General features: G+C 70.8%; 23 protein-coding genes, 1 tRNA gene and 1 pseudogene. 15 read left to right on the top strand and 10 right to left on the bottom strand.

The genetic code is table 11. The features are described 5' to 3' along the window. Position 1: 1 nt before the first annotated feature. The 5 genes and pseudogenes from panD to pcnB form a co-directional block, all read right to left on the bottom strand. Positions 2 to 382, bottom strand: a complete 381-nt coding sequence (gene panD, locus E2170_RS04775) for an aspartate 1-decarboxylase (protein ID WP_132999463.1) — start codon at positions 380 to 382, stop codon at positions 2 to 4. Positions 383 to 485: 103 nt separating this feature from the next. Continuing rightward, complete coding sequence (gene panC, locus E2170_RS04770) at positions 486 to 1,358, bottom strand: pantoate--beta-alanine ligase (protein ID WP_133000019.1); 873 nt, start codon at positions 1,356 to 1,358, stop codon at positions 486 to 488. A gap of 8 nt (positions 1,359 to 1,366) precedes the next feature. Next, the gene (gene panB, locus E2170_RS04765) at positions 1,367 to 2,197 is read right to left on the bottom strand and encodes a 3-methyl-2-oxobutanoate hydroxymethyltransferase (RefSeq protein ID WP_207914915.1); all 831 of its coding nucleotides are present in this window, start codon (positions 2,195 to 2,197) and stop codon (positions 1,367 to 1,369) included. A 62-nt stretch (positions 2,198 to 2,259) separates the two neighbouring features. Further along, positions 2,260 to 2,754, bottom strand: a complete 495-nt coding sequence (gene folK, locus E2170_RS04760; protein ID WP_132999462.1) for a 2-amino-4-hydroxy-6-hydroxymethyldihydropteridine diphosphokinase — start codon at positions 2,752 to 2,754, stop codon at positions 2,260 to 2,262. Beyond that, positions 2,751 to 4,034 (bottom strand): annotated as a pseudogene (gene pcnB, locus E2170_RS04755) (polynucleotide adenylyltransferase PcnB); the annotation flags it as partial. The gene folK and the pseudogene pcnB, both read right to left, overlap by 4 nt. Before the next feature lie 170 nt (positions 4,035 to 4,204). Here pcnB and E2170_RS04750 point away from each other — a divergent pair. Together E2170_RS04750 and fdxA are read left to right on the top strand one after the other, a co-directional pair. Further along, positions 4,205 to 4,280 (top strand) — tRNA-Glu (locus E2170_RS04750). Positions 4,281 to 4,379: 99 nt separating this feature from the next. Beyond that, complete coding sequence (gene fdxA, locus E2170_RS04745) at positions 4,380 to 4,703, top strand: ferredoxin FdxA (protein ID WP_132999460.1); 324 nt, start codon at positions 4,380 to 4,382, stop codon at positions 4,701 to 4,703. A gap of 4 nt (positions 4,704 to 4,707) precedes the next feature. Here the strand turns inward: fdxA and E2170_RS04740 are convergent, their stop codons facing one another. After that, positions 4,708 to 5,238, bottom strand: coding sequence for a hypothetical protein (locus tag E2170_RS04740; protein ID WP_132999459.1), 531 nt, complete (start codon positions 5,236 to 5,238; stop codon positions 4,708 to 4,710). Between the two features lie 21 nt (positions 5,239 to 5,259). Beyond that, positions 5,260 to 6,171 carry a 4-hydroxy-tetrahydrodipicolinate synthase gene (gene dapA, locus E2170_RS04735; protein WP_132999458.1) on the bottom strand — a complete coding sequence of 304 codons (912 nt, stop codon included), beginning with the start codon at positions 6,169 to 6,171 and terminating at the stop codon, positions 5,260 to 5,262. A 195-nt stretch (positions 6,172 to 6,366) separates the two neighbouring features. Here dapA and E2170_RS04730 point away from each other — a divergent pair, with 195 nt between their 5' ends. The 3 genes from E2170_RS04730 (at position 6,367) to E2170_RS04720 (ending at position 8,954) form a co-directional block, all read left to right on the top strand. Next, the gene (locus tag E2170_RS04730) at positions 6,367 to 6,930 is read left to right on the top strand and encodes a glycine cleavage system transcriptional repressor (RefSeq protein WP_132999457.1); all 564 of its coding nucleotides are present in this window, start codon (positions 6,367 to 6,369) and stop codon (positions 6,928 to 6,930) included. A 16-nt stretch (positions 6,931 to 6,946) separates the two neighbouring features. Further along, the gene (locus E2170_RS04725; protein WP_132999456.1) at positions 6,947 to 7,426 is read left to right on the top strand and encodes a peroxiredoxin; all 480 of its coding nucleotides are present in this window, start codon (positions 6,947 to 6,949) and stop codon (positions 7,424 to 7,426) included. 124 nt (positions 7,427 to 7,550) lie between these two features. Beyond that, complete coding sequence (locus E2170_RS04720) at positions 7,551 to 8,954, top strand: PhoH family protein (protein ID WP_132999455.1); 1,404 nt, start codon at positions 7,551 to 7,553, stop codon at positions 8,952 to 8,954. A gap of 389 nt (positions 8,955 to 9,343) precedes the next feature. Here E2170_RS04720 and E2170_RS04715 read toward each other — a convergent pair whose 3' ends face one another. Both E2170_RS04715 and E2170_RS04710 read right to left on the bottom strand, forming a co-directional pair. Continuing rightward, positions 9,344 to 11,014 (bottom strand): SulP family inorganic anion transporter, encoded by a 1,671-nt coding sequence (locus E2170_RS04715; protein ID WP_132999454.1) that lies wholly within the window; start codon positions 11,012 to 11,014, stop codon positions 9,344 to 9,346. After that, positions 11,011 to 11,268, bottom strand: a complete 258-nt coding sequence (locus E2170_RS04710) for a helix-turn-helix domain-containing protein (protein WP_132999453.1) — start codon at positions 11,266 to 11,268, stop codon at positions 11,011 to 11,013. Before E2170_RS04710 ends, E2170_RS04715 begins: the two co-directional genes overlap by 4 nt. Before the next feature lie 192 nt (positions 11,269 to 11,460). On the opposite strand from E2170_RS04710, the gene thiD reads away from it, so the two are divergent. Continuing rightward, the gene (gene thiD, locus E2170_RS04705) at positions 11,461 to 12,264 is read left to right on the top strand and encodes a bifunctional hydroxymethylpyrimidine kinase/phosphomethylpyrimidine kinase (protein WP_132999452.1); all 804 of its coding nucleotides are present in this window, start codon (positions 11,461 to 11,463) and stop codon (positions 12,262 to 12,264) included. Next, positions 12,261 to 13,130 (top strand): alpha/beta hydrolase family protein, encoded by an 870-nt coding sequence (locus E2170_RS04700; protein ID WP_243708051.1) that lies wholly within the window; start codon positions 12,261 to 12,263, stop codon positions 13,128 to 13,130. The genes thiD and E2170_RS04700 overlap by 4 nt, the downstream gene beginning before the upstream one ends. Here the strand turns inward: E2170_RS04700 and galE are convergent. Further along, positions 13,120 to 14,190, bottom strand: coding sequence for a UDP-glucose 4-epimerase GalE (gene galE, locus E2170_RS04695; protein WP_132999451.1), 1,071 nt, complete (start codon positions 14,188 to 14,190; stop codon positions 13,120 to 13,122). The two genes, E2170_RS04700 and galE, sit on opposite strands and share 11 nt — an antisense overlap. 168 nt (positions 14,191 to 14,358) lie before the next feature. Here galE and E2170_RS04690 point away from each other — a divergent pair, with 168 nt between their 5' ends. The 8 genes from E2170_RS04690 to E2170_RS04655 all read left to right on the top strand — a co-directional run bounded on the left by E2170_RS04690 (position 14,359) and on the right by E2170_RS04655 (position 24,006). Beyond that, positions 14,359 to 14,982 carry an XrtA/PEP-CTERM system exopolysaccharide export protein gene (locus tag E2170_RS04690; RefSeq protein ID WP_132999450.1) on the top strand — a complete coding sequence of 208 codons (624 nt, stop codon included), beginning with the start codon at positions 14,359 to 14,361 and terminating at the stop codon, positions 14,980 to 14,982. Positions 14,983 to 14,989: 7 nt separating this feature from the next. Beyond that, on the top strand, positions 14,990 to 16,522 hold the full coding sequence (locus E2170_RS04685) for a hypothetical protein (RefSeq protein WP_132999449.1): 1,533 nt from the start codon (positions 14,990 to 14,992) through the stop codon (positions 16,520 to 16,522). 6 nt (positions 16,523 to 16,528) lie between these two features. Next, positions 16,529 to 17,284, top strand: a complete 756-nt coding sequence (locus E2170_RS04680; RefSeq protein ID WP_132999448.1) for a P-loop NTPase family protein — start codon at positions 16,529 to 16,531, stop codon at positions 17,282 to 17,284. A 9-nt stretch (positions 17,285 to 17,293) separates the two neighbouring features. Continuing rightward, positions 17,294 to 18,628, top strand: coding sequence for an outer membrane beta-barrel protein (locus tag E2170_RS04675; protein WP_132999447.1), 1,335 nt, complete (start codon positions 17,294 to 17,296; stop codon positions 18,626 to 18,628). Positions 18,629 to 18,691: 63 nt separating this feature from the next. Next, positions 18,692 to 19,960, top strand: coding sequence for a glycosyltransferase family 4 protein (locus E2170_RS04670; protein WP_132999446.1), 1,269 nt, complete (start codon positions 18,692 to 18,694; stop codon positions 19,958 to 19,960). Continuing rightward, positions 19,950 to 21,125 carry a glycosyltransferase gene (locus E2170_RS04665; RefSeq protein ID WP_132999445.1) on the top strand — a complete coding sequence of 392 codons (1,176 nt, stop codon included), beginning with the start codon at positions 19,950 to 19,952 and terminating at the stop codon, positions 21,123 to 21,125. Before E2170_RS04670 ends, E2170_RS04665 begins: the two co-directional genes overlap by 11 nt. 11 nt (positions 21,126 to 21,136) lie before the next feature. After that, positions 21,137 to 22,453: an O-antigen ligase family protein gene (locus E2170_RS04660; protein WP_132999444.1), complete on the top strand. Its 1,317-nt coding sequence runs from the start codon at positions 21,137 to 21,139 to the stop codon at positions 22,451 to 22,453. Between the two features lie 41 nt (positions 22,454 to 22,494). After that, positions 22,495 to 24,006 (top strand): hypothetical protein, encoded by a 1,512-nt coding sequence (locus E2170_RS04655; RefSeq protein WP_132999443.1) that lies wholly within the window; start codon positions 22,495 to 22,497, stop codon positions 24,004 to 24,006.

The following is a 24,006-nucleotide window of genomic DNA, read 5'->3' as shown; positions in this document are numbered from 1 at the left end:
CTCAGGCGGCCTGTGCCGGGATGGCGTCGTTGGTATGCGTCATCCGGTTCTGGCGGTCGACGTAGACCAGGCTGGGCTTGAACGTCGTGGCCTCGGCCTCGTCGCAGCTGCCGTAGGCGCAGATGATGACCAAATCGCCGGGCTCGGCCTGGTGCGCGGCGGCGCCGTTGACCGAGATGATGCCGCTGCCCTCTTCGCCGCGGATCGCGTAGGTCGCGAAGCGCTTGCCGTTGTTGATGTTGTAGATCTCGATCCGCTCGTACTCGCGGATGCCCGACAGGTCGAGCAGACGGCCGTCGATCGCGCACGAGCCTTCGTAGTGCAACTCGGCGTGGGTCACGGTGGCGCGGTGGATCTTGGCTTTGAGCAGGGTGAGAAGCATCGTGGGGAACCGCTGGTTGCCGGACGCCCGGCGTCAACGGCGGATTCTACAAGATGGCGTCCGCCGCCCCGCCCGTCCCGGTGCGCGGGGGCGCGATTCCGGTTCAGGAATCCGCCCCCTGGAGCGTGAACTCGAGGTTGTCGATCAGGCGCGTGCGCCCCAGGCGGGCGGCGACCAGGGCCACGCGTTGGCCATCGTCGCCGGGGACCGGCGATTCCGGCGGCTCGACCAGCAGCGGCGTGCGCAGCACCGCGTAATCGACCACGAAGCCCGCGGCCTGCAGCCTTGCCACCGCCTCGGCCTCCAGCTCGCGCCGACCCTGTCCCGCCTGCGCCGCATCGCGCATGGCCAGCAGCGTGCGATGGATCTCCGGCGCCAGCACGCGCTCCCCTGCCGACAGGTACTGGTTGCGCGAACTGCGCGCCAGGCCATCGTCCTCGCGCACGATGTCCGCGCCCAGCAGCTCCAGCGGAAACGCCAGGTCGCGCACCATGTGCCGGATCACCGCCAGCTGCTGGTAGTCCTTGCGCCCGAACACCGCCACGTCCGGCCGCACCTGGTTGAACAGCCGCGCCACCACCGTGCACACGCCGTCGAAATGGCCCGGCCGGTGCGCGCCGTCGAGCACCCCGGTGATGCCCGGCACCTGTACGCGCACCGCGCGCGCCGTGCCCAGCGGATACATCGTCTCCAACGGCGGCATCCAGGCCAGGTGGCAGCCGGCGGCCGACAGGCCGGCGACGTCGGCCTCGGGCGTGCGCGGGTAACGCTCGTAGTCCTCGCCCGGCCCGAACTGGGTCGGGTTGACGAAGATGCTGGCGACCACGCGGTCGGCGTTCTCGCGCGCCAGCCGCACCAGGCTGTAGTGGCCCTCGTGCAGGTTGCCCATGGTCGGCACGAAACCGATGCGAAGGCCCTCGCGCTTCCAGGCATCGACCCGGGCGCGCAGCATGCCGAGGCTGTCGGCGACCTCCATTCCCGCACTCATGCGTAGGAATGCGCCGCGTCGGGGAAGCTGCCGTCGCGCACGGCGGCAACGAAGGCCCGCGCCGCGCCGGCGACCGAGCCGCCTTCGGCGAGGAAATCCTTCACGAACTTCGGCCGCCGGTGGCCCGAGTCGAGGCCGAGCATGTCGTGCATCACCAGCACCTGGCCATCGCAGTCGGCGCCCGCGCCGATGCCGATGGTCGGCACTGCGCTGTCGCGGGTGATGGCGGCCGCAAGCGGTGCCGGCACGCCCTCGAGCACGATCAGCGCCGCGCCCGCCTCGGCCACCTCGCGCGCCTCGGTGCGCAGGCGTTCGGCGGCGGCATCCTCGCGCCCCTGGACCTTGAAGCCGCCGAAGCGCAGCACCGACTGCGGCGTCAGCCCCAGGTGCGCGCAGACCGGGATCTCGCGCTCGACCAGGAAGCGGATCACCTCCAGCTTCGGGCCGGCGCCCTCGAGCTTGACCATCTGCGCGCCCGCCTGCAGGAACCGGGTGGAGGCGTCTAGCGCGCGCGCGCGCGTGGCGTCGGCCTGGAACGGCAGGTCGGCGATCAGCAACGCATACCTCAGCCCGCGGGCCACGCAGGCGGTGTGGTAGGCGATGTCGTCGACGGTCACCGGCAGGGTCGATTCCAGTCCACGCACCACCATGCCCAGGGAATCGCCGACCAGGATCAGCTCGACGCCCGCGGCGTCGAACACGCGCGCGAAGCCGGCGTCGTAGGCGGTCAGCATCGACAGCCGGTGCCCGGCGGCGCGCGCTTCGGCAAGGCCGGGCACGGTCATCGGCCTGCGGTCGTCCCGACCTGCGGCGGTGGGCTTGCTCATGGGGTGTCCGTGGTGTGGGGAAACCGCCACATCTTACGCCGCCGCAACGGCGCGGACGTCGCTCAGGCCGGAACGATGTCGCCCGTGTCGACCGCGTCCAGAAGCACCTGCACGCGCCCCCGTCCGGGCACCTCCGCACAGGGCGCGATCTCCGCCAACGGCACCAGAACGAAGGCGCGCGCGTGCAGTTGCGGGTGCGGCACCAGCAGGCCCGGTTCATCGATCACCGCGTCGCCGTACAGCAGCAGGTCGAGGTCGAGGGTGCGCGGGCCCCAGCGGCTGCCGTCGGCGGCGCGCTCGCGGCCGTGCGCGCGTTCGATCGCGAGCAGCGCGTCAAGCAGGTCGCGCGCGGGCAGCGTGGTCTCCAGCAGCGCGGCGGCGTTGATGAAATCCGCCTGGTCCTCCACGCCCCAGGCCGGCGTGCGGTAGAGGCGCGAGGCCCCCAGCAGGCGCGTGCCCGGCAGCCCGTCGAACGCGGCCAGCGCGCCGCGCAGGGCGGCGGCGACGTCGCCGATGTTGCCGCCAAGGCCGACGCAGGCCCGGACCGGCGCGTTCATCCCGCGGTCGCGGAGCGCCGGCGCCGGCGGCGACGCGGCGTGCGCGCGGCATCGTCACCCTCGCCCTCCGGGCTGTGGGCGATGGCCATGTCGGGATCGAGCTGAGCTTCGCGCCAGAAGGCGATGTCGGCGGCATGTTCGTCCGACCCCGCCTGGCGCACCTTCAGGAAGTCGAAGGCGGCGCGGAAGCGCGGGTGCGCCAGCATCCGCATCACGCGCTTGCGCTGACGCAGGCCGAAGCGCGACTGCAGCAGCCATATCTCCTGCATCGGCACCGAGAAGCGCCGCGGCAGGGCGATCGTCGACAGCTCATGCACGGTGACCCGGTCGGCGGCGCGGCGCTGGGCGTCGACCGGCGGCACGTCCTGCGCTTGCAGCGACATCAGGGTACGGCAGTAGGCCGGCCACAGCAGCAGCGCGAACAGGAAGGCGGGCGACACCGGCTCGTCCGCGGCCACGCGCGCGTCGGTGCCGCGCAGGCCTTCCAGCACCACCGCGCGCAGGGCGCCGCTGCGATTGGCCTTCATCGCCGCCGCGGCTTCGGGCAGCAGCACCGCCAGCAGGCCGTGACGCTCCAGCCCCTCGAAGCTGGCCACGCCGTGGCCGGACAGGAACAGCTTCAGGCACTCCTCGAACAGGCGCGCGGGCGCGGCCTCGGACAGCAGCGGCGCCAACTCGCGGATCGGCCCTGCGGTGGCCGGATCGATGCTGAAGTCGAGCTTGGCTGCCAGCCGGACCGCGCGCAGCATGCGCACCGGGTCCTCGCGGTAGCGCGTCTCCGGGTCGCCGATGAGCTTGAGCACGCGGTTGCTGACGTCCTCGAAGCCGCCGACGTGGTCGCGGACCGAGAAGTCGTCGATGGTGTAGTACAGGGCGTTGGCGGTGAAGTCGCGACGCACCGCGTCTTCCTCCACCGTGCCGTAGACGTTGTCGCGCAGCAGGCGACCGTCCTCGTGGGTCTCACGGTCGCCGCTGCCGTCGTCGACGTTGGCGCGGAAGGTCGCGACCTCGATGATCTCGCGGCCGAAGACCACGTGCGCCAGCCGGAAGCGGCGGCCGATCAGGCGACAGTTGCGGAACAGCGCCTTCACCTCCTCGGGCGTGGCGCTGGTGGCGATGTCGAAGTCCTTGGGGTGGCCGCCGACCAGCAGGTCGCGGACCGCGCCGCCAACCAGGTAGCCCTCGTGGCCGCCCTCGCGCAGGCGGTACAGCACCCGCAGCGCATTGGGGCTGATGTCCTTGCGGGAAATGCTGTGCTGGTCGCGGGGGATCGCCCGCAGGACCGGTGTCTCGGATGGGGTGTCGTTGGGCATCTGCAAAAAAGTACCTGCTCTGGTTGCCCAGCGGCAGCCTGTGCTTGCTATACTACCAAGCTCGCACCGCCACCATGGCGACTGCGGGCCGGTCGTCCAGCCGGCGCCCCTCCCCCGGGAGCGGCGAAGCAACAAATGCTCCCTTCGTCTAGAGGCCTAGGACGTGGCCCTCTCAAGGCTAAAACACGGGTTCGAATCCCGTAGGGAGCGCCATATTCCGCAGGGCCCGCACCGGCAACGGTCGCGGGCCCTGTCTTTTCCGGCGCTACAATACGCGCCCCGCCACAGCCAGCTCGTCGAGCCCAGCGAACCATGCCCTTCGTCGTCACCGAGAACTGCATCAAGTGCAAATACACCGACTGCGTCGAGGTGTGCCCGGTGGACTGCTTCCATGAAGGCCCGAACTTCCTGGTGATCGACCCCGACGAGTGCATCGACTGCACCCTGTGCGAGCCGGAATGCCCGATCAACGCCATCTACCCCGAGGACGACGTCCCCGCCGGCCAGGAGGGCTACGTGGCCCTGAACGCCGAGCTGTCGCGGGAATGGCCGGTGATCACCACCCGCAAGGAGCCCCTGCCCGACGCCGACCAGTGGGACGGCAAGCCGGGCAAGCTGCCCCTGCTGGAGCGCTGAGGCCTTACTGGCCCAGGCCGGCGCGCAGCGCCTCGATCACGCGCGTCGCGTCCTCGCCGGTGGCCGGCACGCCGCGCGGGTCGACCGCGGACACGTAGCTGCCGGAGTCCGCCGAGGCCACGCGCACCAGGAACTTGCTGTCGCCGGCGTCGATATCGTAGGTGCCCAGCAGCTGGGCCTTGCTGACCACGGTCACGCCCTCGATGCCGGCCAGGATCGGCTCGACCCGGGCGAAGACGTCGTCGCGCGCGGCGGCCACGGTGAAACCATTGGCCGCGGCGGCCTGCGGTGCGGCGGCTGGCGGCGTCGCCATGCCGGAGCGCGTCACGCTGGCCGGAGCGGCATCGGACACTGCCATCGCCGAACTGGTGTCGGGACGATCCAGGTCCGGCGGCACCTCCAGCGGGCGGTCCTGCGGCGCCGGCGCGTAGAGCGCACTGTCCTTCCGGAACCAGGAGCAGCCGGCGGTGGCGACCAGGGTCGTGGCAAGGGCGACCGCGACGGCCGGACGGAGCATGGAACGGGAAGGCTGCATTGCTGTCTCCTGGTGGATCGGTCAGGCCGCGAGCACGTCGCGGCAGGTCTGTTCAAGCGCCTCGAGCTCGGCGGCGATGCGGTCGGCGGCGGCGGCATGCGCCGCCGACAGCGGCAGCAGCGGCAGGCGGATGCCCTCCGCGTCGCCGAAGCCGCGGCGGGCCAGCAGCGCCTTGACCGGGATGGGGTTGGATTCGACGCCGCAGAAGTCGACCAGCGCGGCGATCCGGGCGCCCAGCTTCGCACAGCCATCGGCGTCACCGCCTCGGGCCAGGTCGCAGAGGCGCCGGAAGGCCGCCGGCGCGGCGTTCGAGGCCACCGAGACCAGGCCGTCGGCGCCGGCCAGCATGGCGCGAGCGGCCGTGCCGTCGTCGCCGCTGAGGATGCTGAACCCCGGGCCGGCCAGGGCCAGCAGGTCGCGCATGCGCGATTCGTCCGCGACCGCTTCCTTGATGCCGACGATGCGCTCGTGGCCGGCCAGCGCCGCCACCGTGTCCGGCAGCATGTCGCAGCCGGTACGCGGCGGCACGTTGTACAGGACCACCGGCAGCCCACCGTTGTCGGCGACCGCGCGGTAGTGCGCGACCAGTCCGGGCTGGGTCGGGCGCACATAAGGGGGGGTCACCACCAGCGCCGCGTCGGCGCCGCAGGCCTGGGCCAGGCGGGTGCGTTCGATGGTGTGGGCGGTGCCCGACTGCCCCGTGCCGGCGACCACCGGCACGCGACCGGCCACCCGCTCGACGGCGGCGCGCAGCAGGGCCTCGTACTCGCCGGCGGTCAGCGCGGCGGCTTCGCCGGTGGACCCGGCCACGACCAGGGCCTGGGTGCCACCCGCGAGCTGGGCGTCGACCAGGCGCAGCCAGGCGTCGGTGTCGGGTTCGCCGGCGGCCTGGAAGGGCGTCGCCAGCGCGGTGATGCTGCCGGAAAGATGCAATCTGGGCCTGCGAGGGAAGCCGTGCGGGAGGGCTGCGCGACCGGGCCGCGCAACGCCGTGATCTTACTTGCGGCTTCGAAGCACGGGCAAGTATGCTGGCCGCAGCCTCGGAGCCACCGCCAAGCGCCCGTGCCCAAGGCACGCACGGAAGCCGGCAGCCCGGCTCCCCGCCACCGCCACTCCGTGGACCCCGCTTTGACCGACACCGATACAACCCGGCCCGCGCCGACCGAGAACCACCTCCTGATCAACGCCTACACGACGCATCCGCGCTCGCCCCTGCTGGCGGTGTCGCGGCGCATCGCCGACAGCGGCTGCAACCTGGTCGATACCCGCCTGTCCACGGTCGGCCGCGACGTCTCGGTCACCGCGCTGGCGACCGGCTCATGGGACGCGGTGGCCAAGCTCGAGGCCATGCTCTCGCGCCTGGAGCGCGAGGAGGGCCTGAAGCTGGTCTGGTACCGCACCGGCGCCAAGCCGATCCAGTCCAACCTGCTGCCCTACATCGTCGAGGTGGTGGCCTCGGACAAGCCCGGCATCCTCTACCAGCTGGCCGACTTCTTCGACCGCCAGGGCATCACGATCGAGAGCCTGCACTGCTCGCGCTACCGCGCCATGCAGACCGGCGCCGACATGTTCTCGGCCCAGGTCACGATCGGTGTCCCGGCGGACATGCACATCGCCGCGCTGCGCGACGATTTCCTCGAGTTCTGCGACCACCTCAACCTCGACGCGATCATGGACCCGATGAAGTTCTGAGCGCCCAGGGAACGGAATGAACGAAGGCGACAAGCTCGACCGCACCACCCTCAGGCTCCCGCTGCAGCTGTCCGGCGGCGCCACGGCCACCCTCGCCGACCACGCCGGCCGCTGGCTGGTGCTTTACTTCTATCCCAAGGATTCCACGCCCGGCTGCACCACCGAGGGCCTGGACTTCAACGCCCTGCTGCCGGAGTTCGACGCGCTCGAAGCCGACGTGCTCGGCGTCTCGCGCGACTCGGTGAAGTCGCACGACAACTTCTGCGCGAAGCAGGGCTTCGCCTTCCCCCTGGTCAGCGATGCCGACGAGGCCCTGTGCCGCGCCTTCGACGTGATCAGGGAAAAGAACATGTACGGCCGCAAGGTGATGGGCATCGAGCGCAGCACCTTCCTGGTCGACCCGAAGGGACGCATCGCGCGCGAGTGGCGCAAGGTGCGCGTTCCCGGGCACGCCGACGCCGTCCTCGAGGCGCTGAAGGAAGCCCGCGCCAAGTGACCCACCGCAACGCCCGCGCCCTGCGCCGCCCCGCCATGCGGGCCGCGGCGAACCGCGCGTGCGCCGATCCCCGCAACGCGACACCCCGCCCCATCCACACAACCCCGGACGGACCGACAGCGTGATGAACCACGGCAAGCGGATCTACGTACTCGACACCAACGTGCTGATGCACGACCCCACGGCGCTGTTCAAGTTCGAGGAGCACGACGTCTACCTGCCGATGCAGGTGATCGAGGAGCTCGACAACGGCAAGAAGGGCACCTCGGAGGCCAGCCGCAACGCGCGCCAGGTCAGCCGCTTCATCAACGAACTGATCGAGGCCCAGGGCGCCGACCGCATCGCCTCGGGCCTGAAGCTGGAGCGCCCCGGCGGCCTGCAGCTGCGCGGCACCGGCTCCAGCGGCGTGCTGCGCTTCCAGACCACGGTGCCGAAGGAGGACAAGGCCTCGTTCGGCGCGGTGGCCCCGGACAACCGCATCCTCGGCGCGATCCTGGCCCTGGTGCGCGAGGACTCCGCCTACCCGGTGGTCTTCGTTTCCAAGGACATCAACCTCCGCATCAAGGCCGCGATCGCCGGCATCGCCAGCGAGGATTACGAGAACGACCGCGCGCTCGACGACTTCAGCCTGCTCTACACCGGCGCCACCGCCCTGCCGGAAGATTTCTGGCAGCGCCACGGCAAGGACCTCAAATCCTGGACCGACAAGGGCCGCACGTACTACGAAGTGCGCCGCGGCGAGGACGACGACTGGCACGCCAACCAGTATCTCTACCTGCCCGGCGACGAGGAGTCGGAGTTCCGCGTGGCCTCGGTGGAAGGCGAGCGCGCGGTACTGCAGATCGTCGACGACTACCGCAGCAGCCAGCACGCGGTCTGGGGCATCACCGCGCGCAACCGCGAGCAGAACTTCGCGCTCAACGCGCTGATGGACCCGGAGATCGACTTCGTCACCCTGCTCGGCACCGCCGGCACCGGCAAGACCCTGCTGGCGCTGGCCGCGGGCCTGGCGCAGACGATGGACGCGCAGCGCTACCGCGAGATCATCATGACCCGCGCGACGATCAGCGTCGGCGAGGACATCGGCTTCCTGCCGGGCACGGAGGAGGAAAAGATGACGCCGTGGATGGGCGCGCTGACCGACAACCTCGAGGTGCTGATGCCCTCGAACAAGGAAGCCGGCAGCTGGGGCCGCGCGGCCACCAACGACCTGCTGGCCTCGCGCATCAAGATCCGTTCGCTGAACTTCATGCGCGGCCGCACCCTGCTCGACCGCTGGTTGATCCTGGACGAGGCGCAGAACCTGACGCCGAAGCAGATGAAGACGCTGATCACGCGCGCGGGCCCGGGAACGAAGATCGTCTGCCTGGGCAATGTGGAGCAGATCGATACGCCCTACCTGACCGAGACCACCTCGGGCCTGACCTATGCGGTGGACCGGTTCAAGCACTGGGCGCACAGCGCGCACGTGACCTTGCGCCGGGGCGAGCGTTCGCGGCTGGCGGATTACGCGTCCGAGGTGCTTTAGGGGCCCTGGTCGGCTGCGGGAGGCCTTGGTCGGCTGCGGGACGGAGGGTGTGTGGGTGCTCCGCCGGCGTCGCAGCTTCGCTGCTCTTTAATGCCGGCTGCGCACCCACACACCCTCCGTCGCACAGCCACGCGGCGGGTTGAGGGGAAAAGCGAAGAGCGCCGTAGATCGGCGCTTTTTGTTTTCTGGCCTGGTACTACGGTGTACCGCCGCTTTTTCCTGCAGCCTGCGGTGGTGGTCGTATGGCGGGTTGATGGGTATGGAGTGGGCATTCAAGAGCAGCGAAGCTGCGACGCCCACGGAATACCCATCAGCCCGCCACCCCGCGACGCCACCCACGCAACACCCAACAACCCGCCAGCCCGCAGCGTCGCCAGGGCTTCCCCCGGTTACGGCGCCGGAGGATCCACAGGAGCCGTCCGCAAGGACTCGATGTAAAGCAACGCCTCCGACAGATCCTTGAAATAGCTGCCCGACGTATCGCGGCGCACGATGTCGGCGCGAACGAGCTTGCGCAGCACGCCCATGCGCGCCCCGTTGAGCAGCACCTGGACACCGCGGCCGCGCAGGCTGTGGATCGTGGACTCCAGGCGCTTCAGGCCCGTCGCATCGATGAACGGAACGCGCTCCAGGCGTAGCGCCAGGTAGCGCGGCTCCGAGCGTGACCATGACAGCGCGCGCTCCAGCGAATCGACCGAACCGAAGAAGAACGGCCCGTCGATCGAGTACACCAGCACGTCGTCCGGCAGCGCCTCCAGGCCCGCCTCGGCGAGTTCCTGGCGCAGGCTCGCCTGCTTGTGCTCGACCACCTCCACCGACGAGCTCATCCGGCGCATGAACTCCATCATCGCCAGGATCACGCCGATGTTCACCGCCACCACCAGGTCGGTCAGGATCGTCAGCGCGAAGGTGATCAGCAGGATCGCCACGTCCGCGCGCGGCGCCTGGCGCACCATGCGCAGGAAACGTGGCGCCTCGCTCATGTTCCAGGCGACCACGAACAGGATCGCCGCCAGCGCGCACAGCGGCACCTTGCCTGCCCAGGGCGCGATCACCAGCAGGATCAGCACCAGCACCACCGAGTGCACCACGCCGGCGATCGGCGCATTGCCGCCGTTGCGGATGCTGGTCGCCGTGCGCGCGATGGCGCCGGTGGCCGCGATGCCGCCGAACAGCGGCGAAACGATGTTGGCGATGCCCTGGCCGACCAGTTCCTGGTTGGAGTCGTGCCGGGTACCGGCCATGCCGTCGGCAACCACCGCCGACAGCAGTGATTCGATCGCGCCGAGCATGGCGATGGTGAAGGCCGAAGGCAGCAGCAGCATCACGCTGTCGAAGCCGATCGACGGCAGCTGCAGCGAGGGCAGCGAGCGCGGGATGGCGCCGAAGGTCGACTCGATCGTGGCCACGCCCGGCAGGTCGAACAGCGCCGCCACCGCGGTCGCCACAACCATCGCGATCAGCGGCCCCGGCACCCGCGACAGACGCGGAATGCGCGGGCCGTACAGCGCCAGCACCAGGCTGCCCAGGCCGAGCAGCGCGGTCGGCAGGTGCATCTGCGGGAACGCGCGCAGGAGCTGCCAGGCCTTGAGGTAGAACGGCCCCTCGCCCGCGGTCGGCAGGCCAAAGAAGTACTGCCACTGCCCCACCCAGATGATCACCGCGATGCCGGCGGTGAAGCCCACGATCACCGGGTCGGGGATGAAGCGGATCACCGCACCCATGCGCGCCAGGCCCATCGCCACCAGGATCACGCCCGCCATCAGGGTTGCCACCAGCAGGCCCTCAACCCCGAACTGCGCGACCACGCCGGCGAGGATGACGATGAAGGCACCGGTCGGCCCGGCGATCTGCACCCGCGAGCCGCCGAACAGCGACACCGCGATGCCGGCGATGATCGCCGTGTACAGGCCCTGCTCCGGCTTCACCCCCGAGGCGATCGCGAAGGCCATCGCCAGCGGCAGCGCGACCACGCCCACGACCGCGCCGGCGGCGAGGTTGCGCGGCCAGTTGCGCGGCTGCAGCAGGCCGGCGCGCGCGGCTTCGACGATGGCGATCATGCGTCGCCGCCCGGCTTCAGGCGCACGCCGCGACCACCCGCGGGGCTGGGGCTGTTCTCGCCGATCAGTTCCACGCCCGCCGCCTCCAGCGCCTCCACCACCTTGGTCAGCGAGCCGACCACGCCGCGGACGTTGCCGCTGCTGGCCTCCATGCGCTGGATCGTGGGCAGGGACAGGCCCGCCAGCTCGGCAAGGGTGCGCTGGTCGATGCCGAGCAGGGCCCGGGCGGCGCGCATCTGGGCAGCCGTCATCATGGACGATCTCCCGTCTGGGACATGTTTTTTAATGTGCAGAACATCAGTAAGGCGGTATTTTACTGCGACAAGGGGCTGGATGCGACGCGCACCGGGGCGTCATCGCCCTGCCCGGCCGCCGCCGCCCGGCCCCGCGACTGCATGCGCCACCGTATGCTTCCCATGAATCCGTCAACGACTCTCCACGCCACCATGACCAGGCCCCTCTGCGCACTGACCATCGCCGGCTCCGACTCCGGCGGCGGCGCCGGCATCCAGGCCGACCTCAAGGCCTTCGCCGCCCACGGCGTCCACGGCCTGTCGGCGATCGCCGCGCTCACCGCCCAGCACACCCGCGGGGTGACCGCGGTGCACGTGCCGCCGGTGGAGTTCCTGCGCGCGCAGATCGACGCCTGCTTCGACGACTTCGACATCGGCGCGGTGAAGCTGGGCATGCTGGCCTCGGCCGCGGTGATCCATGCCGTGGCCGACGCGCTGGACGCGTACCGTCCGCCGCAGCTCGTGGTCGATCCGGTGATGGTGGCGACCTCCGGCGCGCGCCTGCTCGAGGAGGACGCGCTTGACGCGATGCGCACGCGCCTGCTGCCGCAGGCCAGCCTGCTCACGCCCAACATCCCGGAGGCGGAACTGCTGCTTGGCCGGCGCATCACCGACGCCGCCGGTGCCGAAGCGGCGCTGGACGCCCTGCTCGCGCTCGGCGCGGGCGCGGTGCTGCTCAAGGGCGGGCACCTCGACGAGGGCGACCAGGTCATCGACCGCTATGCCGATGCCAGCACCCGCCACGCCTTCCGCAGCCCGCGGCTGCAAGTCGACGGCCACGGCACCGGCTGCACCCTGGCCTCGGCGATCGCCGCCAACCTGTGCCTGGGACGCGCGATGCCCGACGCCTGCGCCGCCGCGGTGGACTACATCCGTGACGCGCTGCGCGCGGGCACGCGGCCGGGGCGCAGCGAGGTGCTGGTGCTCGGCCACTTCGCCGCGCGTCGCCCAGCGTGACGCCCGAAAGCACGGCGGCCACGACCGCGCCGACCGGGGCCACGCCCAGGACCATCTCGCTGGAAGCCAGCGACGGCCACCGCTTCGAGCTGCTGGCCTGCGTCCCCGCCGATGCCCGCCGCAGCTTGCTCTGGCTGCCGGCACTGGGCGTGGCCGCACGCCACTACCTGCCACTCGCGGAATCGCTCGCACGGCACGGCGTGGCCGTGTTCCTGCACGAATGGCGCGGCCACGGCAGCAGTTCGCTGCGCGCCGGCCGCGACTGCAGCTGGGGCTACCGCGAACTGCTGGCCGTCGACATCCCCGCCAGCGAGGCCGCGGTCGCCGCCGCGACGCCCGGGCTGCCGCGGGTCGCCGGCGGACACAGTCTGGGCGGCCAGCTCGCCTGCTGCCGCCTGGGGCTGGAAGCCGACGCCTGCAAAGCCCTCTGGCTGGCCGGCTGCGGCGCGCCCTACTGGCGCGCCTTCCCGCCGCGCGAACGGCTGTGGCTGCCGCTGGCCTACCGCATCCTGCCCTGGCTGGCCGAGCGCGCCGGCAGCCTGCCCGGGCGACGCATCGGCTTCGGCGGCAACGAAGCCCGCGGGGTGATGCGCGACTGGGCCGGTACCGCGACCAGCGGCCGCTACGCCGCCGCCGGCGTCGGGGACCTGGAACCGGGCATGGCCGCCGCCGACGTGCGCGTGCGCGCCGCGCTGTTCGCCCACGACTGGCTGGCGCCCGAATCCTCGCTACGCCACCTGCTGTCGAAGCTGCCGCGCGCCGCGGCCGAGGTCGAACGCTTCGACGCTCCCGTCCTGGGCGTCCCCGCCGACCACTTCGCCTGGATGAAGTCGCCCGAAACGGTCGCCGCCTGGCTCAGCGGCTGAGCGCAGCGTCCACGGGCGCCCCGCCGGCCGCGTCCGCGTCGACAGCACCGTCTTCGTAGCCCCGCGGGTTGTTCGACTGCCAGCGCCAGGCGTCGCGGCACATGGCGTCGATGTCATGTTCGGCATGCCAGCCCAGCAACGCGTGCGCCAGTGACGGATCGGCGTAGACCTCGGCCACGTCACCCGCGCGGCGCGCGACGATGTCATAGGCGACCATCCGGCCGGACGCGCGCTCGAAGGCCCGCACCAGCTCCAGCACGCTGGTACCACGCCCGGTACCGAGGTTGATGTTGGCGCTGCGGCCCTCGCGCACGAGGAAATCCAGGGCGTCGGCATGCGCCCGCGCCAGGTCGACGACGTGGATGTAGTCGCGCACGCCGGTGCCGTCCACCGTGGGCCAGTCGCCGCCGAACACCGCCAGCCGATCGCGCTGGCCCACCGCGACCTGGCAGACATAGGGCATCAGGTTGTTGGGCACGCCGCCGGGCGCCTCGCCGATCAGGCCCGAGGGATGCGCGCCCACCGGGTTGAAGTAGCGCAGGTTCACGGCATGGAAGCCGGGATCGCTGGCGCAGAGGTCGCCGATCAGCTGTTCCATCACCAGCTTGGTCCGGCCATAGGGATTGGTGACCCGCAGCGGTGCGTCCTCGCGCACCGGCACCGCATCGGGATCCCCGTAGACCGTGGCCGAGGAACTGAACACCAGCCGGTGGACACCGTGCGCCTGCATGGCCTGCAGCAGGTGGATGGTGCCGGCGATGTTGTTGTCGAAATAGTCCAGCGGCCGTTGGCAGGATTCGCCCACGGCCTTGAGGGCGGCGAAGTGGACAACGGCGTCGAAGCGCTGGCCGGTGAAGAGGCCTTCGACCGCCCCCCTGTCCCGCAGGTCCACGCGATGGCAGGCGAGCGGCGCGCCGACCAGCGTCTGCAGGCGCTGCAGGACCCGTGGCGAACTGTTGACGAAGCTGTCGGCGATCACCACCTGGTGGCCGCGCGCGGCCAGCTCGACGCATGCATGGCTGCCGATGTAGCCGGCCCCGCCGCAGACAAGGATGTGCATCCGACTCCCCAACTCCATCCGTGGCCAGGCAAACGCGGATCGCGCAGCTGGCCGGCAATGCCGGCATCCGGCGTTGTGTCGAGTCTAACGGACCGCAGGCAGGCCCCGGCATGGCCGGGCCCCGCGGCAGGTTCCGTTTCCGTGAATGGAACCATGGAGAGCTGTCTGATGAACCGCCTGCACCGCCTGTTGTGTGGCCTGTCGCTGACCTGCCTGCTCGCCGCCTGCGCCACGCCGGGCTACGACACGACCGTGGCGCCGCTCCCGCCCGAGACCACCAATGTGGATTCCTACCGCCTGGGCGTGGACGACATCGTCCAGGTGTCGGTCTGGGGCCATCCCGATGCCGGCGTCACCGCGCCGATCCGCCCGGACGGCATGATCTCGGTGCCGCTGCTGGGCGACGTCGCCGCCGGTGGCCGCACACCGCCGGAAGTCGCCCAGGACATCCAGACGCGCCTGCAGGAGTACGTGAAGGATGCGCGGGTGTCGGTGATCCTCACCGAGCTGCACAGCCACGAATACCTTTCGCGCGTCCGGGTCACCGGCGCGGTGCGCCAGCCCGTGTCCATTCCCTACCGCGCGGGCATGACCGTGCTCGACGCCGTGCTGGCGGCCGGTGGAGTGACCGAATTCGCGGCGCCCAACCGCTCCAGCCTGCACCGCAAGACCGGCAGCGGCACGGGGAGCTACTCCGTGCAGCTCGACAACGTGCTGAACGGAGGCGACCTGACGACCAACTACCCGGTCGCGCCAGGCGACGTGATCACGGTACCGGAACGGATCCTGTAGCCCCCACATGAGCAATCTCATCGAATGGCATGCCCCGGAAAGCCGGCCCAGCCTGCCGCAGCTGGTGCCGGTCGTGGCCAGGGAAGTCCGGCGCCATTCAGTGCTGCTTGCCGGCCTGTTCGCGGCGATCGCCATCGCCGGCCTGGCCCTGGCGATGCTTTCGCCCAGGTCCTACACCTCATCGACCACGCTGCTGGTCGAGGAGACCAACATCATCGAACCGCTGCTGGAAGGACGCACCGTGCCGACCACGGTGGTCGACCGCGCGGCGATCGCCCGCGAAGTGGCGTTCAGCAGCCAGTCGATGGACGAGATCATCGAGACCGGCGGCTGGCCGGGCGCCGCGAGCGACCCGCTGCGCCGCGAACAGCTGGCCGACGAGGTCATCGCCCGCACCGACATCGCCAACCCGCGCGAGAACCTCAAGCTGATCCGGATCAGCTACACCGATACCGATCCGCGGCGCGCGCAGCGGGTGACCGAGCGTTTCGGCGAACTGATCATCCAGGAAAGCTTCCGCACCAAGGAGCGCGAAAGCCGCGCCGCCTTCGAGTTCATCGATTCGCAGGTCGACGACTACCAGCGCAAGCTCAACGACGCCGAGGACCGGCTGGCGCAGTACCGTAAGGCGCATCCGGAAGTGCTGCTTGGCGACCAGGAGGACGTGACGCGGCGCATCAGCGAGCTTCGCATGGCGATCGACCGCTCGCTGATGGACCAGGCGGAGCAGCAGTCCCAGGTCGGCGCCTGGGCCTCCCACGTCTCGCGAGAGCAGGGCATCAGCGTCGCGCAGGCGCGCACCGGACCGATCCAGGCCCGGCTGGATGAACTCCAGGCCGAGCGGGTGCGCCTGTCCGGCAGCTACACCGAGCAGCACCCGGACATGGTCCGCATCCAGGGGCAGATCAGCGACCTCGAGGCCCAGCTGGGCCAGGGCGGCATCGCCACGGGCACGGCCAGCGCCGCGCCCGCCCCGGGGAACGGCGTGGACCGCGGGCGGCTGACCGAGGCGCGCAGCCGGAGCATGGGCTCGGCGTCGCGGGTCGCGGCCGGGAACAACCTGCTGATGCAGGAAATGGAACGGCTCAATCGCGTCGCCGCGCTGGGCAGCGAGCTCGCGAACCTCACGCGCGACTTCGAGGTCAACCGCGCCCTGTACCAGGACCTGCTCGAGCGCCGCGAGAACGCAAGGCTGGCCATGAACCTCGACATCCAGCGCGGCGGCCTGAACTTCCGCGTCCAGGATCCCGCGAACATTCCCCTGCGCTCCAGCAGCATCAGCCTGACCCACCTCGCGATCGGCGTGCTGTTCCTGGCCGTGGCGGTGCCCGCCCTGCTGCTGGCCGGCAAGCTGCGCTTCGACCAGCGCGTGCGCACGCCGTCGCAGATCGAGACCGTCGCCGGACTGCCCGTGCTCGGATCGATCCCCCAGGGAAACAACCGCCGCAGCCGCGCGCGCAACCGGCATCGCTTCGCGCTGGCCACGGCGCTGATGCTGGCGGTCCCGATCTCGTACGCCGTCGCCCTGACGCTCAAGTAGGCCTCCATGATGGAACCCGCCCCCGATGTACTGGCACGCGCTGACCGGCGCATCGAACAGCGGCTGGTCGAGTACCGGTCACTGGTCGATGCCGAGCCGCCGACGGCGCTCACTCCGGCGCAGGTCGAGGAGCGTTCGACGATCTCGCTTTCGGAGATGGGCAATCCGCACGTCGATGCCTTCCGGGAACTTCGCACGCGCCTGATCGCGGCCACCCGCAACGACGACGGCATCATCATCCTGGTGGCGCCGGTGAGCCGCGGCAGCGGGGGCAGCTTCGTGGCGCGCAACCTGGCCGCGGCATTCGCCTTCGACGACGCCACCAGCGCCGTGCTGGTCGACTGCGACCTGTTCGCGGCCAGCCAGCACGAGACCATGCGGGTCGAAGCCGACAAGGGCGGGCTGGTGAACTACCTGGAGAACCCGTCGACCCTGGTGGGCAGCATGCTCTACCACACCGGCATCCCGCGCCTGCTGCTCCTGCCCGCGGGCATCTCGTCGGGCGACCATGCCGAATACCTGTCGTCGTTCCGCATGCGGCTGCTGGTGGACGTGCTGCGCAGCCGCTCGCCGCTGCGCCACGTGATCCTCGACAGCCCGCCGGTGAACGGCGCCCCGGACGCAAGAATCCTGGCCGACCTGGCCGACGTGGTGATCCTGGTGTCCGGCTATGGGCGCGACCGCCCGGAACAGATCGCCCGCGCCGCGGCGAACTTCGACCCGCACAAGTTCGCCGGCGTGGTCTTCAACGAGGGGGCATGAGGATCACCCATGAAGAACGGACACCGGGCCAAACGCCGCATTCCAGCCGCCCGCAGGCCAAGGCGGCTGCCGTGCCTCGCGCTGCTGGTCGCCCTGCCGACCACCTGCCTTGCCGTCGACCTGGAGTACGAGTTCGGGGTGTCGGCGGTGCACAGCGACAACATCGATCTCGGCGAGTACGGCGGCCTGAGCGACACGGTGCTGGCACCGCACCTGCGCTTCGCCCTCGAGCGCCGGGGGTCGGCGGTCAAGCTCGAGGCACGCGGCGAGATCGAGCACCGGAACTACCTCGAGAACACCTACTCCAACGAATGGCGCGGCGAGATCGCGGCCCAGCTCGACTGGTCGATCGTGCCGCAGCACGTGGACCTCGTGCTCGAGGACTACCTCAGCCACCAGCCGGTGGACCTGGGCGTGGGGCTTTCGCCCGGCAACGTGCAGCGGGTCAACGTCTTCATCGGCGGCCCCAGCTTCCATGCGCGCTTCAACGACGCGACCCGTTTCCAGCTCGACCTGCGCGCCGCCAACAGCCACGCCGAAGTCAGCCGTGACTTCAACGGCGACCGCTACAGCGCCGCGGCCAGGCTGCAGCGCGAGCTCGGGCCGACCCACCAGGCCTCGCTGAACGTCGTCGCCACCCGGGCCGATTTCGACGAGGCCGGCGGCATGTCCGACTTCTCGCGCGAGGACGCCTACGTCGGCTACCGGCGCGAATACGCGCGCGGCCTGATGGAGTTCGAGCTGGGCCGCTCCCGGCTGCGCCCCGAGGCCGGTAGCGGCACGGAGTCCGCGGGCCTGGCCCGCGCCAGTGTCACCTGGACGCCCACCGCCCGCAGCCGGCTCCATGCCGACGCGCGCTACCAGCTCGCCGACAGCACGCAGGACCTCATCGTCCGCCAGGCCGACCTGAACGACTTCGCGATGTACGACATGTCGGCCTCCGGCCTGCAGGTGAACGCGGACGTGTACCGCCAGAAGCGGTTCGCACTCGACTACCGCTACCGCGGCGAACGCCTGGAGGTCCGGCTGCGGCCGCGCTACCGCAGCCAGCGCTACCTGGAAGACACCGGGAACGACCACGAGGACTACAGCGGCCAGGTCGAGATCGGCTACCGCGTCCGCCCGCGCCTCACCCTGTCGCTGCAGGCGCTCGCGCTCAGGCGCGAGTTCCCTGCGTCCGGACGCAAGGATCGCGACCGCACGTACGGCATCGAGGCGGAATACCGCTGGACTCGGCAGCTGTCCCTGCTGGGAGGCGTCTACCGCAACACCCGCGATTCGAACAACGCGGACTTCGAATACAGCGAGAACGTGGCCAGCATCGCCATGCTGTGGCGCCGGTGAAGCCGCCGGCCGGCAGCGACGCGGGCGTGGCCGCGATCCACGCCGCACCACGTTCTCAATGGCATGCCTGAAGCCATCATCGATGACAGCGCAAGCAGCGTCGACACGCCGCGCCCGCGGCGCGTCCTGTACGTGGTGTCGCTGTTCCCGAGCTGGACGGAGACCTTCATCGTCCGCGAGATCCGCACCCTGATCGACAGCGGCATCGATGTCCGGATCCTGTCCCTCAAGGCGCCGGCGGGGGGGCTGGTACATGCCGAGGCCGCCGCGTTGATGGACCGCGTGCTCCAGCCACGGCCGTGGCCTGCCGGTCTGTGGAACACGGCGCGCGCACTGTTCGCGCATCCACGCCAGGTCGTCCGCGACGCCGCGACCATCGTTGCCGAAACCTGGCGCATGCCGGTCGTGCTGCTCAAGTCGCTGCTGTCGATGGCCCGCGCGCTCGAGCACCTGCCCTGGCTCCGCGGCTTCGACCCGGACTTCATCCACGCCCACTGGTCGACGTGCCCGTCCACCGCGGCGTGGGTGCTGTCGCACGCGCTGGACCGGCCTTTCGGCTTCACCTGCCATGCCCACGACATCTTCGTGAACCGGCACATGCTGCCGCGCAAGATCTCCGAATCGGCGCTGGCGGTCACCATTTCACAGCACAACGTCGACTGGCTGGGCAGCAACGTGTCGCCGCTCGCGCCGGAGAAGATGAAGGTCGTCCACTGCGGCGTCGACCTCGAGCAGATCCCGTGGCGACCCGGGGGGCGCGACGAACCCCGCATCCTCGGCGTGGGGCGCCTGTCGCCGGAGAAGGGCTTCGCCACCCTGATCGATGCGCTGGCGCTGCTGCGCGACGACGGCGTCGCCTTCCACTGCGACCTGGTGGGCGAAGGGCCGTTCCGCGACGAACTCCAGGCCCGGGTCGACCGGCACCGGCTCGGCGCACGGGTCAGCATGGGCGGCGCCCTGCCGCAGGAGGCGGTGCGCGCCGCGCTCGACCGGGCTTCGGTCTTCGTGCTCCCCTGCGAAATCGCGGCCGACGGCAGCCGCGACGGCATTCCCGTGGCCCTGATGGAAGCGATGGCCGCCGGCTGCCCGGTCGTCAGCTGTCCGGTGTCGGGCGTGCCCGAGCTGATCAGCGATGGCGTCCACGGGCTGCTGGCCGCCGAGCGCGACGCCGCCGGGCTGGCACATGCGCTGAAGCGCCTGCTGGAGGACGAGGGGCTGCGCCAGCGCGTCGCCTCCGCCGCGCGCGAGCGCATCGAGCTCGAGTTCGATGCGCGCAAGGAGGCACTCAGGCTGCACGGCCTGATGACGGAGGCCCTCGGCCATGCCGCCTGAACGCCTGCTGCTCGTCATCGACGGCATGGAGGTGGGTGGCAGCCAGCGCCAGATCCAGCACCTGCTGGCGGGCCTGGACCGGACGCGCTGGGAGCCGGAGCTGGCCTATTTCCGCAGCGGATCGCACCTGGTCGACGACATCCGGCGCAGCGGCGTCAGCGTGCATCTGATCCCCAAGCGGCGCCGCATCGACCCGCCGTTCCTGTTCGCCCTGGCCGGGCTGCTGCGACGCCGCGACTATGCCCTGGTCCACGCCTATTCGCAGACCGCCGAACTCTGGTCGGTGCTCGCCCGCGGGATCTCGGGGCGTCGTCCAGTGCTGGTCGCCTCCGAGCGCAGCTTCGACGTCGACAGGCCTGCCTGGCAGTGGTTTTCCAAGCGAATGGTGGTCGGCCGCTGCGCGGCGGTCATCGCCAATTCGCATGCCGGCGCCAGCGCGGTGGTGCGCCACGCGCGGGTGCCGGAAGCGAAAGTGTCGACGGTGGCCAATGGCGTCGGCGTGCCGGTCGCCCTCGCACCGGGCGGGCGCGAAGCGATCCGCCGCTCGCTGGGTGTTCCGGAGGGTCGCGTGTTCGGCCTGTTCGTGGGCCGGCTGGTGGAAGCCAAGAACCTGCCCTGCCTGGTCGATGCCCTGGCGGCGATGGCGCCGGACGAGCGCCCCTGGATCGCGCTCGCCGGCGACGGCCCCGTGCGCGCATCGATCCAGGCCCGCGCCGCGGACGCAGGGGTGAGCGCCAGCCTCCACCTGCTCGGCGAGCAACGCGATCCGGTGCGGCTGATGCAGGCGGCCGACTTCCTGGTGCTGCCATCGCATTTCGAAGGCCAGTCCAATGCGCTGCTGGAGGCCATGGCCGCGGGCTGCCCGGTGATCGCATCCGCCGTGGGCGGGACCCCGGAGCTGGTCGACGATGGCCGCACCGGGCTGCTGTTCCCTGCCGGCGACGCGATGGCGCTGGCCGCGGCGATGCGGCGCATCAGCCATGACGCGGCGCTGCGTGAGCGCCTTGCCCTTGCCGCCGGCGCGTGGATAGCTGCGCGCCACGGCCCGACGGCGCTCGCGGCCGCCACTTCGGCGGTCTACGAACGCTGCCTGGCCGCGCACCGCGGCCGTGGACGCATTCCCGCGCCGGCCACGCTCGCGCGCGCACCGCGCCCCCCGCACTAGGCGCACCGGCCATGCACTGGTTCTACGCGCTGCCGATCGTGATGCTGCCCAACGCGCTGCACCTGCCTGCGGACATGGGCGTGGGACTCTCCCTGGTCCTGCTGGCCGGTGCCGGCATCTTCGGTCCGCGCGAACCGCGACCGCTGCAGGGCGGCAGCTGGCTGCTGCCTCCGCTGACCGGCCTGTTCCTGGCGCTGATGGTGGGCTACGTCCTGGCGCTGCGGCACGACGCTTCCGATCCCGGCGGCGACCTGGTCCGTGCGAAGTACGCCGTCATCTATCCCCTGCTCTACCTCGCCTACCGCCACTGCGGCATGGACCTTGCAACCACCCGGCGCCTGATCATGCTGGTCGTGGTGGTGGCCGTGCTGGCGGGGCTGGAGGCCGTCATCCAGGGCCTGCAGTTCGACCTGGGCGAGTTCGCGGGCGACCAGCGCGCCACCGGACCCTTCGGTGAGATCACCGCAGCCAACCGCGCCGGCGTGTTCTTCGCGATGTTCCTGCCGCTGGCGGTCGCCCTCGCCCTGCGCCGCGACGGCCGCAGCTCGGTCCGCCTGATCGCGCTGGCGGGAAGCGTGGTCCTGGTGGCCGCGATCCTGTTCACGTTCTCGCGCCAGTCCTACGTCATCGCGGCCTTCGGCATCCTGCTCCTCCTGTTCCACCGGGGCGTGCCGGCGGCGCTGCTGGCCTGCCTGCTGTTTGCCGGTGCCGGTGCCGCGCTGATGCCGGAAAGCGCAGTGCAGCGGATCGAGGAAACCCGCCAGGTCGGCGCGGGCGGAACCGCATCGATGGACGACAGCACGGCCAGCCGCCTGGACATCTGGAAAGGCGCCGCGGCGATGCTGGCGGCCAATCCCCTGGGCGTTGGACTCGGACAGTTCGACGACCACATCGGCGAGTACTCGAACTTCCCCGGCATGGACGCGCACAACGGATTCGTGCTGATGCTGGCCGAATGCGGGCCCTTCGGGCTGGCGATGATGCTCTGGCTGTTCTGGAGGCTGCTGGTGCTGGCATCGCGGCTGCGCAGGGTCGCCCATGCCGGCCTGCCCGAAGACCGGGCGCTGGCGCTGGGCATGACCGTGGCCGTGCTCTGCGTGGCCGCGAGCAACCTCTATGGCAGTCCGTTCTTCGCGGCCCTGGTGATGAACAGTTTCTGGATCCTCTGCGGGCTCATGGAGCGCCATGGCCTGCTGCTCGCACAGGCGGCAACCTCACGCCTGGGCCCTGCGGCCAAACCCGTCGCCAGCCCCGCAGCCAGGTTCCCGCTCGCGGCACGCGCCATGCCGGGACTGGTCGCAAGGCAGCGGCAGCGGGCGGGCGGATGAAGCGCTCCGGCCCGGGCGCGATCCGGCGGACGGTCCACGGCATGCTGGCCGTATCCGGCGCGTGCGCAGCCGGCCTGCTGCCCGTGCATGCGGCAGCGCCGCCCGCCTGCACGCGCGTCGAGGCACCGCGGCCACCGCCTGCCACGGCCCTGGTCGAAGACCGGGATCACGGCGGCACCATCCACTACGTCCGCACCGACGGTGGCAGCGCCGCCCAGTGCACCGGCCGCAGCGACGCGGCCTACCCCGGCAGCGGCTCCGCACAGGCCTGCGCCTGGAACAGCCCCCTCGTCGCACTCCCCGCATCAGGCGCCGCACGCATCGCCGGCGGCGACACCCTCTATATCGGCAGCGGCACCTACCAGATCGGCAGTGCCATGCAGCCCGTGCCCAGCGGCAGCACCTCCAACCGCACCCGCATCCTCGGCAGGACCGGCGGCAGCGTGCCCAAGCTCGCCGGCATCAACGGCATCCACCGCGTCATCGACCTCACCAACAGCTCCAACGTCGAGATCGGACACCTCGAGGTCACCGACCTCAGCGACTGCGTCTACGGACACCCCTCCGCAGGCTGCCAGAGCGGCGGCGCCTGGGCGCGTGGCGGACTCTACGCCAGCAACTCGCGCAACGTCTGGCTCCATGACATGAACTTCCACGGCCTTGGCGCACGCGGCATCCAGGCCGGCGGACTCACCGACTGGACCCTCGAGCGCGTCAAGCTCAACCGCAACGGCACCGCCGGATGGGTCGGCGACCTCGGCTCCGGAAGTTCCTCCAACTCCGGCAACATCGTCATGCGCGACATCGAGATCGGCTGGAACGGCTGCGGCGAACGCGTCGCCACCGGCGAAGCCTGGGCCTGCTGGGGACAGCAGTCCGGCGGCTACGGCGACGGACTCGGCACCGCCGCCACCGGCGGCCACTGGCTGATCGAGGACGCCTACATCCACCACAACACCTCCGACGGCCTCGACCTGCTCTACATGGACGGCGGCAACGATTCCAGCGTCACCCTCCGCCGCGTCTATGCCGTCGCCAACGCCGGCAACCAGGTCAAGGTCACCGGCAACGCCCTGATCGAAAACTCCGTCATCGTCGGCCACTGCACCTTCTTCAAGGGCAAGTACACCATGCAGGACAGCGAAAGCTGCCGCGCCTACGGCGCCACCCTGCTCCTCAACCTCACCGGCAACGACACCGTCACCGTCCGCCACAACACCCTCGCCGGCGAAGGCGATGCGCAGATCGTCCACACCGGTGGGCAGTCTTCGGACCGCATCAACATCATCGACAACGTCGTTGTGGGCTTCCCTTATTTCGCCGACGGCTCGACTCGCCCGCTCAACGCCGGCGATGCACCGGGCCGGGTGACGGCGTCGGGCAACGTCGCCTGGAACGTCGCGTCCTGCCCTCCGGGCTCGCGCTGCGGCCGGGACCCGAAGCTCACCGGCATGGGCCTGGCCGCCTTCGACGTCGGGACGCTCGCCGGCAGCACGGCGACCGCCGCCGCGGCCATGCCCTGCACCCGGCAGGACGGCGGCACGCGCCCCTGA

Origin of the sequence: Luteimonas arsenica (assembly GCF_004352825.1) — a bacterium.
In the GTDB taxonomy this organism is placed as follows: Bacteria; Pseudomonadota; Gammaproteobacteria; order Xanthomonadales; family Xanthomonadaceae; genus Luteimonas; species Luteimonas arsenica.
This window is presented reverse-complemented; position numbering and strand designations above follow the sequence as displayed.